Raw genomic sequence first — 7,544 nt, forward strand, 5'->3', positions numbered from 1 at the left:
TCATGAGTGCAACGGCCTATTCTCGAGGACTTGAGAAGAACGCGGCAAACCACGTTCCATTGACGCCCTTGACCTTCCTTGATCGAACCGCCGACGTCTATCCGAATCGAACCGCGGTCATTCATGGCGACTTCCGGCAGACATGGGCGAAGACGCGCGAGCGTTGCTATCGCTTCGCGTCGGCGCTCGTTCAGTTGGGCATCGAACCGGGCGACACGGTGTCGATCATTGCGCCGAACACCCCGGCCATGCTTGAGGCCCACTTCGGCGTACCGCTCTCGGGGGCGGTTCTCAATGCCATCAATTGCCGACTCGATGCTGACGGTGTCGCCTTCATTCTGCGCCACGGCGAATGCAAGCTCATGCTCGTAGACCGCGAATTTGCACCGCTCGTCGAGAAAGCATTGCAGTCAGTTCCCAATCCGCCGCGTGTGATCGACATCAACGATCACGAAGCGCCCGATGGCCCCACCATCGGGGAAACTGATTATGAGTCGCTGCTGGCGAGCGGTGATCCGGCATTTGCGGGCCGCCGCCCGCTCGACGAGTGGACGCCCATTGCATTGAACTACACGTCCGGGACGACCGGGGATCCGAAGGGCGTCGTTCCGAGCCACCGCGGCACCTATCTGATGAGCCTGTTGCAGATGACGAACTGGCCGCTCCCGCGTGCGCCGGTTTACCTGTGGACGCTTCCTATGTTCCACGCGAACGGCTGGTGCTTCACATGGGCGATTACTGCCGCGGCGGGAACGCACGTCTGTTTGCGCAAGGTGAATGCCGCGAATATTCTCTCCGCCATCGTCGAGTACGGTGTCGATCATTTTTGTGCGGCGCCGATCGTGCTCTCAGGCATTGCGAGCATGCCTCAATCGGAAAGGCAGCCGCTGCCGCGCCGTGTGCGGGTTCTTACCGCCGGCTCGCCGGCGCCGGCAGCGGTTCTGGAGGCCGTCGACGCAATGGGTTTCGACGTCGACCACGTCTTTGGCATTACCGAGATCTCCGGCACGCCCATCAGCTGTGCCTGGCACGACGAGTGGGATACATTGCCGCCCGAGCAGCAAGGGAAACTGCAAGCGCGACAAGGTGTACGTGCGGCAGCGTTCGAGAACATGTCGGTCGCCGATCTTGCGACGCTCGAACCAGTGCCCGCCGATAGCAAGTCTTGCGGCGAAGTTCTCGTCCGGGGGAATACGGTGATGATGGGATATTTCAAGAATGCCGACGCAACGGCAAAAGCTTTCGCCGGCGGCTGGTTTCATAGCGGAGATCTTGCTGTCGTTCATCCAGATGGCTACATCCAGATCACGGACCGCTCCAAGGACGTCATCATCTCGGGCGGAGAAAACATTTCGTCCGTCGAGGTGGAGGAGGTCATTTATCGCATGTCAGGCGTGCTCAACGCGGCCGTGGTCGCTCAGCCGGATGACAAATGGGGCGAGACGCCTTGTGCGTTTGTCGAACTGAAGCCGGATGCGTCTAACATAACGGAGAAGGATGTCATCTTGTTCTGCCGGGAGCGACTGGCGCATTTCAAATGCCCGCGCCGCGTGATTTTCGGGGAATTGCCCAAGACCGCTACAGGCAAGATCCAGAAGTTTCGTCTGCGGGAGCAAGCGGGCAGCCAGGTAGCGATCACGAGGTTGGCGGGATGAAGCTGTTGGTGCGCTGAGCGCGCCATGCGCTGTAAAGTGTGACTACGGTCAAGTGCGGCTGTAGTCGCGCGTATTCGTGCGGGTTCATCATGGAGCAGCGCAGTGCGTACACGCCGTGCCATTTCCGGCCGGTCCGCCAGGAAATACCGCACATCGATTCCAGCAGGGGGGTGCTCTTGACGCGCGAGATTGACCCGGAGCGACGGAATGGCGCCGCCCGCAAATCCGGTCACGAGAAGCAATCGCTCTGCTCGGGACGTAGGGCAAGCGCAGTTTGATCTTATAGCGGCCTTGCATCATCAGCCGCCAACGAAACCGGGAGCCGATACCGTTCGAAGCGACAGGCGACAGACACGGCTGCATAACCCCGAATCGAATCTATGTGCCACACAAAACCGAGACACCCCCACCTGCCAAACGCGGTGTGACGGGCGGCTCCCCGTCCAATAGCTGACATTGAGACGATGAAAGCGGGAGGGGCGCCTATGGGTCGAACTGAGACGGTCGGTATCTGCAGCAGTTCGACCATCTCCGGCGGTTCGTCCGCGCATTGGATCGGCGCGCTCCTGCTCAGCCATCTTCGTACGTGGCAACAACCATTACGTCCTGCGATGCGGCGAAATCGGCGATTGCCCGCTTCTGATTGTCGGTTGAGTATTGCTGGTGGTCCGTGGACATGCAGACATACTGCGCAGCACGCGCGCCAGCAAGAAAGGTCGATGCACCGGCGGCTTGTGGCATCGTCGTCTCCAGTCTGCCGCTGCACTTAGTCATAGGTCGGCGATACGCCACGTCAAGGCACAACGGTGAATGTCCGCAAGACACGCTGTGCGGCCCTATCTTCGGGAGCATGCTGGCGCTCCGGTTGGTCGTAGAAGTTAGTTTCGTGCTCGGGTCGCAACTGCGGCGTGTCTGTCGCGTGTGTGGTTACAGAGATGATCCCGGCATGCCTCAAATAGTTAGCCGTATCCGTCTGCGCGTTAAACTCGCATAGTCGCTTATGCGAGGACGACGTTACCTTGACCAATCCGCTTAACCTTGACTTTCGCGCTCGCGCCGAGTTGCTTACGTACCTGGTCGCATCTCACTTTGTCGCCCGGCAGCTGACGGGGGAATGGCTGTCGTCTGATCACGTTGTGGAATCGACGAAAATCTGGCTGGATGCAAACGGCGGGGGTGCCGATATCCTGCAGCGTGTGATGCTTGCGAGTCGTGCCCGCGAGATCGCCGAACAGATGGAGCTGATATCGCCGCTCACTTTCGATCCCGGACAGGTCACTTCGATGTTCTGCGAGAATCTGCGGCTCGATTTTCGTTCGCCGATCGCAAGGGACATCTACCAGCACTGCCTGACCCACCTCCTTCATACCCGCTGGTATTGACGTGATTACGACCCGCGTGAACGAACTCGCCGCCTGATTTCCTTCGTAGCACCGGGGGTCCTGTCGCGTGCGTAAGGCAGCTTCATTGCCCGCTTCGGTTCTTTTGCACAATCTGCTTCCTCTGCGATCTGCTCAAGCGATGCGGCATGAACCGGATAATGCAAACGTAGCCAGGCGAGTACGTGACGATTGTGAGTCCAGCTACGGACGTAGCTGGCGCAGACCGCCAGACAGCGGAGATTGTCATTGTGTCCGGCGGACAGCATCTGGTTTTTCGTGTGTAAGCCCATCAGTCGTTTTTCAATCCTCGCGAAGCTCCTCGCATGGCTGTTGTCGACTCGCTGCGACCGCGCGACGGTTGCTCTCATGCCCTCAGGTGTAGCCGCCAGAAGCGCGCGGGCAAAATCTCCCGTCAGGTTACCCACGGCGGACATCAGATTGGCGATGGCTGACCGGCGCGCCGGCACCATCCGGTCAAGTGCGTGAATTGTCCTTACGGGTAGCGCTTGTCCCGCGAGGATCGCAGCGGCGTCCTCAGGCGCATCGACCGCCTTGCCTTGCGTGAAAGGGGCGGTATCTGAACCCGTGTCCTGTTTCGCCGGAACAGCACAGGTTTCTCGGAATTCTGGGAATCGCGGCTGCAGGCGCTGCTGAACGAGACAGGGTATGGCTGTAAATCCCGCGACCTTGAGCACGGCAACGAAGTCGGCCTGAGATAACAGTTCTCCGAGAATACTTCCAAGCAGCGTCATTTGAGCGTTTGCGGCTTCTTTACGCGCGAGTGCGGCACGTTGTCGTTCACACTCATCCTCGATCGCTTCCCGTATTCTGATTCCAGCGGGCCTGCGTTCAACCTGCTTGTCCCGAGACCGTTCAGGTGCCGCTACTTCGTCGTGCACGCTGCCTCCGGATGTCGTGAGCAGACTCTTGCCACTGCGTCTTCTGAGCCGGACTTTGAGGTGCGAGGATTCATGTGGCACCAGCACGTGGGGCGTAACCCAGCACTTCGAGGGGTACCACCTCAGAAAGCTCGACGATCGACTTCAGGTCGGGGTATCGGAAATCTTCAAATCTCGAAGCGCCGTTTCTGTGGATCACGGTGTACGCGCCGGGCGTGAGGCTACCCCGAGGAAAGACGTGAAAGTCGAGCAGGTTCGGGTTCGCGCGCTCAATGCGGGCGTACACCAGAAAGTCGATGGCGAAGCAGTCTGGCCAGCGCGCAACCCAATACGGGGAATGCCTGTGGATGAGCCATGAACTCCTCACTAGAAGCTGAAACCGAAGCGTGTTGTCCACGCACATGACATTGGTGTGCTTTTCGAATCTGACGTCATGTCCCAACCTGCGCAACTTCTCCGTCGTGATATCGGCTATTGAAAGCTCCGTTCGTCGTTCGACATACCTGTTCCGGGATCTCTCAGGATTCAGGCGAGGTGCGTATCCGACTGCCTCGTACGCTTCGTACATGCTGCCGAATTCCCGCATGACGCGCTCAACTGAGGGTGCGCTTCGGTAGCGCCGCAGCGTTGCCTGGTTCAGGTTGCCGGTCCTTTCGACGACCTTGCGCAGGCCTGAGACGATTTCGTCCCGGCTGGGAATCTGTCTGATGCGGGTGAGCTTGCGCTGAACGGCCGCAAAGAGTTGATTGCCGACCACGGGCTCAAAGGCACTGGCTACACGTATCCATTCCGCCGTGGGCAATTGCACCCATGGGGCGTCCAGCTTTGAAGACGTCCGGCTGTAGACGTTGGTCCCGATGTACTTTTCGTTGCGCAGAATCTGGAGGATGTTCCGGGGCAACCATGGCCGTCCCGCGCCGTTGCCGATACCGAAGTCATTCAACCGGCGCGCTATGTCCGTAGCGGTGGTCCCACGGGCGGCGTACCACTCGAACATTTTTCTCACGATGGCGACCTCATGCGGGGGCCCCGGCGCGAGGATCACACGGTCGGTCTGTAGGTTTTTGTACTGGTACGGTGCCAGCGGTCGGCGGGTGCCGCTATGGGCGTCCACCAGCACACGCTGCAAACCATACCCAGGTGGCCCGCCGGAGTGGTAGCCGCGCTGAACGTTGACACAATGACCCAGGAAAACCTTGCGCGAGATTTCGCGACTGAATTCGCCCGCCATCGCGCGCTTAAGCGCTTTCATGACGCATGTTGTCGGGCTGGCGTCGTTCTCGAATGGCTCGGCGACGTAAATCACTTTCACACCGGCACGGCGGCAGGTGTATTCGTAGAACGCAGCTTCATCAACGTCCTGGAATCGCCCCCACCGGCTTACGTCGTAGACCAATATTGTGGAGAATTTGCGGGCTGGATCTTCAACGTCCACCAGCAACCGGATGAGTGCCGGGCGCTCGCGCAGCGTGAGGCCACTGATACCGGCATCCTCATAGTCCCGAACGATGCGGATATTGTGAGCGGCTGCGTACTCAGCAATCGCCTGCCTCTGGAAAATCGGCGAGCATTGCTGATGGTCGGTAGACATGCGCACGTATTGCGCGGCTCGTATCGGCGCGGTGAAGCCGGACCGACGGTCCTGAGTGGACGGCATTCGGCTTACCGGTTGACAACAATGATTATTGATAGCGATGCTGCCTTGAAAGTCAAGGCCACTTGATTGGTGTTCTCGCGATAATAAGGTTTCACGCGTGCGGCAAGCCGTGTCTAGCAAGCAACGGCAGTTCAATCCATCAGATGCCTGGCTGCCAATCGTACCTGCCAGGTTTTCGCAGCCCTGCGAATCCTCAGTCGCAACGAGCATGGCGAGTTGCTGGCCAACATCCGGCAGGAACTTGCCGATCTCTGCGTCACTACGTTGGGTGAACGAGTTCGCGCTGAGCAATCGTCCAAAAGGTAACGCAGTGCAGTTATCCGTTAGCGCCACGTTCCAGTGGCATGGTGCCCCGGTGGACCACCTGTTGGTGGCCGTAAGCAACGTCCAATCCGATTGGTGGGCTTAGAATGTTCCGCGGGCCCATCTGGACACGCGGAGAATCTCATGATCGGCAACATTGACGCAAAGGTCGAGCAAGGTGGTGAAGCGGCGGGTCAATTCGAAGCTGCCTGCAATCACGTGCGGCAGTCAACCGGCGCACGCTGCGCTGCCGTCATAGTCATCGACGGTGTTTCTGGCTCGGGATACTCGGTAGTCGGTCCGCTTGACGCACAGGTTCTGCTCCCGGATATTCTTCAACAGATGGCCATCACCTTGCGTGCCCAACTCGCGAAAAACCTGCAATAAGTGCGATGAACAAGACTTACCTGGAACTTGTATCTGACCTCGCCGCGCTCGATAAACAGATTCAATTCGCATGGCGCACTGAACGCGTCGCAGCTATTGAGCAGATCCGTGGCTTGATGAGGGACTACGGCATCACGCCCAGTGAACTCGTCGGACGCAAGCGAGGACGGACTCCCGCACCGCCGCGATACCGAAATCCGGAAACGGGGCAAACCTGGACTGGATGGGGCGCGCGCCCTGTCTGGTTGCTCGGGAAGGACTCGAAGGAGTTTCTTATCGGTCGTCGGTAATAATTCGACGTTCTTGGCGGGTGCAACTCAGGGAGTAGCTGCAATAGAGCAAGTCGACTGTCTCTTCCGGGGCGCGTGTCAGTGAGCACTTACGGGCTACTCGCCGAGCTTCCGGTGCAGGTAGGGCACGGCGTTCGCCGCGAAGGACCGTGTATGCAATACGAACACTTCGAAGCAGGAGTGTGTCGTTTTTGTCACAGGCGACGCTCAAACTTTATTTAACACACACCTGGATCGTATTTTGATAGGCTTGGGTCGTGGCAGAGGACGAGCATCCAACGACGGGAGGACTTCGCCATGCTGAGATGGATCGCGAACTGGGCTGTGCACAACGCACTCACCCCGGAGAAGCAGGCCGAAAAAGCGTTGCGGGACCTGCGTCTGGAGCTTTTCCAGGCGGAGCAGCGAATCCTCGATGCGCAGTTGCATGCAGATTACTACCGTGCACGTCTGGCCTTTTGCGAAGAGGTCATAAAAAACGGCATTGAGCAGGTAGCCGATCAGCGCAAAGGTCAGCACGAATCCTCACAGGTGTCGCGGCCGGGACTCAAGCTCACAGCAACTCAATAGCGAGTCAATCAGAGACATTCAGTCCGCACACCGCGCGCAGGACTTGAAAACGGCCGCACATATGCGACCGTACCGGTCGAGGTGTCTGCCCCTACGCTGAGCGACTGCCTCGACAAGCGCAGTCGCGCCGCGTGTACGCGTGCCGGCAGCAGGATCGCAGCGAGTGCGTTGATCGGGCAGAACACGCTACAGATGCAAACATCGTCACATCGACGATGCTGACCGGATAGGAATCCAAACTACATGCAGACGTCGCGCGCGAGCGGGGCCGCGTGTACAGGCAAATCGCTTCGAACTAAATCCGCGATCGCATCGAGGTGTCCGGAATTAATGATCGGCGACAACCGGCCCAGAGTGTGTCAAAACACCTTTTTGAATTGCTAAAATATCTCGTCCGATAG

The 7,544-nt window shown here is 58.8% G+C and carries 8 protein-coding genes; 5 read left to right on the forward strand and 3 right to left on the reverse strand.

Annotation, left to right across the window (positions count from 1 at the left end; genetic code table 11):
* Positions 1-2: 2 nt before the first annotated feature.
* On the forward strand, positions 3-1,655 hold the full coding sequence (locus tag M0D67_RS22045) for an AMP-binding protein (RefSeq protein WP_266239628.1): 1,653 nt from the start codon (positions 3-5) through the stop codon (positions 1,653-1,655).
* Positions 1,656-2,225: 570 nt separating this feature from the next.
* On the opposite strand, the gene M0D67_RS22050 is transcribed toward M0D67_RS22045, so the two are convergent.
* The gene (locus M0D67_RS22050; RefSeq protein ID WP_154564017.1) at positions 2,226-2,396 is read right to left on the reverse strand and encodes a hypothetical protein; all 171 of its coding nucleotides are present in this window, start codon (positions 2,394-2,396) and stop codon (positions 2,226-2,228) included.
* A 278-nt stretch (positions 2,397-2,674) separates the two neighbouring features.
* Here M0D67_RS22050 and M0D67_RS22055 point away from each other — a divergent pair, with 278 nt between their 5' ends.
* Positions 2,675-3,037, forward strand: coding sequence for a hypothetical protein (locus M0D67_RS22055; RefSeq protein WP_154564019.1), 363 nt, complete (start codon positions 2,675-2,677; stop codon positions 3,035-3,037).
* A 5-nt stretch (positions 3,038-3,042) separates the two neighbouring features.
* On the opposite strand, the gene M0D67_RS22060 is transcribed toward M0D67_RS22055, so the two are convergent.
* Together M0D67_RS22060 and M0D67_RS22065 are read right to left on the reverse strand one after the other, a co-directional pair.
* Positions 3,043-3,936: a hypothetical protein gene (locus M0D67_RS22060; protein ID WP_154564021.1), complete on the reverse strand. Its 894-nt coding sequence runs from the start codon at positions 3,934-3,936 to the stop codon at positions 3,043-3,045.
* 70 nt (positions 3,937-4,006) lie between these two features.
* Positions 4,007-5,926: a recombinase family protein gene (locus tag M0D67_RS22065; protein WP_266239629.1), complete on the reverse strand. Its 1,920-nt coding sequence runs from the start codon at positions 5,924-5,926 to the stop codon at positions 4,007-4,009.
* Between the two features lie 114 nt (positions 5,927-6,040).
* Between M0D67_RS22065 and M0D67_RS22070 the strand changes: the two genes are divergently transcribed.
* The 3 genes from M0D67_RS22070 (at position 6,041) to M0D67_RS22080 (ending at position 7,143) form a co-directional block, all read left to right on the forward strand.
* Positions 6,041-6,283, forward strand: coding sequence for a hypothetical protein (locus M0D67_RS22070; RefSeq protein ID WP_154564023.1), 243 nt, complete (start codon positions 6,041-6,043; stop codon positions 6,281-6,283).
* Positions 6,284-6,288: 5 nt separating this feature from the next.
* Positions 6,289-6,573: an H-NS family nucleoid-associated regulatory protein gene (locus tag M0D67_RS22075; protein WP_154564025.1), complete on the forward strand. Its 285-nt coding sequence runs from the start codon at positions 6,289-6,291 to the stop codon at positions 6,571-6,573.
* Between the two features lie 297 nt (positions 6,574-6,870).
* The gene (locus tag M0D67_RS22080; protein ID WP_171929366.1) at positions 6,871-7,143 is read left to right on the forward strand and encodes a hypothetical protein; all 273 of its coding nucleotides are present in this window, start codon (positions 6,871-6,873) and stop codon (positions 7,141-7,143) included.
* The last annotated feature ends 401 nt before the right edge of the window (positions 7,144-7,544 follow it).

The sequence above is a fragment of the Paraburkholderia sp. SECH4 genome (assembly GCF_030511745.1).
GTDB classification, from domain to species: Bacteria; Pseudomonadota; Gammaproteobacteria; order Burkholderiales; family Burkholderiaceae; genus Paraburkholderia; species Paraburkholderia madseniana.